The organism is Achromobacter denitrificans NBRC 15125 (assembly GCF_001571365.1).
GTDB classification, from domain to species: Bacteria; Pseudomonadota; Gammaproteobacteria; order Burkholderiales; family Burkholderiaceae_B; genus Achromobacter; species Achromobacter denitrificans.
In genome coordinates, this window is sequence record NZ_BCTQ01000088.1 from 1 (window position 1) to 2,233 (window position 2,233).

At 52.0% G+C, this 2,233-nt stretch carries 1 rRNA gene; it reads right to left on the reverse strand.

The window, feature by feature from the left end:
• Nucleotides 1-2,164, reverse strand: a 23S ribosomal RNA gene (locus ADE01S_RS30970); the annotation flags it as partial.
• Between the last annotated feature and the right edge of the window lie 69 nt (nucleotides 2,165-2,233).

Below are 2,233 nucleotides of genomic sequence, written 5' to 3' on the forward strand. Positions count from 1 at the left end.
CAAACCAGGGTGGTATTTCAAGGATGGCTCCACGTGATCTAGCGACCACGCTTCAAAGCCTCCCACCTATCCTACACAGGCCGGTTCACAGATCAATGCAAAGCTACAGTAAAGGTTCATGGGGTCTTTCCGTCTAGCCGCGGGTAGATTGCATCATCACAAACACTTCAACTTCGCTGAGTCTCAGGAGGAGACAGTGTGGCCATCGTTACGCCATTCGTGCAGGTCGGAACTTACCCGACAAGGAATTTCGCTACCTTAGGACCGTTATAGTTACGGCCGCCGTTTACCGGGGCTTCGATCAAGAGCTTGCACCCCATCACTTAACCTTCCGGCACCGGGCAGGCGTCACACCCTATACGTCGACTTTCGTCTTTGCAGAGTGCTGTGTTTTTAATAAACAGTCGCAGCCACCGATTCTCTGCGACCCCATCATGCTAAGCGCGCAGGCGCTTCACACTACCGGGGTATACCTTCTCCCGAAGTTACGGTATCAATTTGCCGAGTTCCTTCTCCTGAGTTCTCTCAAGCGCCTTGGAATATTCATCCCGTCCACCTGTGTCGGTTTGCGGTACGGTCTCGCACAGCTGAAGCTTAGAGGCTTTTCTTGGAACCACTTCCAATCACTTCGCAAGCAATGCTCGCTCGTGCCACACCCTTGATTTACGCGCCCGGATTTGCCTAAGCGCCATCTTCGATGCAGCAACAGGGACATCCAACACCCTGATGATCTTCCGCGATCCGTCCCCCCATCGCACTGTACGACGGTGCTGGAATATTAACCAGCTTCCCATCAGCTACGCATCTCTGCCTCGCCTTAGGGGCCGACTCACCCTGCGCCGATGAACGTTGCGCAGGAAACCTTGGACTTACGGCGAGGGGGCTTTTCACCCCCTTTATCGCTACTCATGTCAGCATTCGCACTTCTGATACCTCCAGCAGCCTTTACAAGCCACCTTCGCAGGCTTACAGAACGCTCTCCTACCGCGTGCACAAAGTGCACACCCGCAGCTTCGGTTTATCGCTTAGCCCCGTTACATCTTCCGCGCAGGACGACTCGATCAGTGAGCTATTACGCTTTCTTTAAAGGATGGCTGCTTCTAAGCCAACCTCCTGACTGTCTATGCCTTCCCACTTCGTTTCCCACTTAGCGATAATTTGGGACCTTAGCTGGCGGTCTGGGTTGTTTCCCTCTTGAGTCCGGACGTTAGCACCCGGTGCTCTGTCTCCCAAGCTGTACTTGCGGGTATTCGGAGTTTGCCATAGTTTGGTAAGTCGCCATGACCCCCTAGCTATAACAGTGCTCTACCCCCCGCAGTAATACTTGAGGCACTACCTAAATAGTTTTCGGAGAGAACCAGCTATTTCCAGATTTGTTTAGCCTTTCACCCCTATCCACAGCTCATCCCCTAATTTTTCAACATTAGTGGGTTCGGTCCTCCAGCACGTGTTACCGTGCCTTCAACCTGGCCATGGATAGATCATCTGGTTTCGGGTCTACACCCAGCGACTGAATCGCCCTATTCGGACTCGCTTTCGCTACGGCTTCCCTATTCGGTTAACCTTGCCACTGAATGTAAGTCGCTGACCCATTATACAAAAGGTACGCAGTCACCCCACAAGGGGGCTCCTACTGTTTGTATGCATACGGTTTCAGGATCTATTTCACTCCCCTTCCGGGGTTCTTTTCGCCTTTCCCTCACGGTACTGGTTCACTATCGGTCGATCACGAGTATTTAGCCTTGGAGGATGGTCCCCCCATCTTCAAACAGGATTTCACGTGTCCCGCCCTACTTTTCTTACGCTTAGTTCCACACTCAAAATTTCGTCTACAGGGCTATCACCTGCTACGGCCGGGCTTTCCATCCCGTTCGACTATCCTGAATGCTAAAACGTAAAGGCTCTTCCGATTTCGCTCGCCACTACTTTCGGAATCTCGGTTGATTTCTTTTCCTCGAGCTACTGAGATGTTTCAGTTCACCCGGTTCGCTTCCACTGACCTATGTATTCAGTCAGGGATACTCCTTACGGAGTGGGTTTCCCCATTCGGACATCTGCGGATCAAAGCTTGTTTGCCAGCTCCCCGCAGCTTTTCGCAGGCTACTACGTCCTTCATCGCCTGTGATCGCCAAGGCATCCACCATATGCACTTAGTCGCTTGATCCTATAACGCTGTAGGCTATAGGACCTGAGTATTAGCGTTTGTGCCGTTCATAAGTTTCAAAGCAGTCTG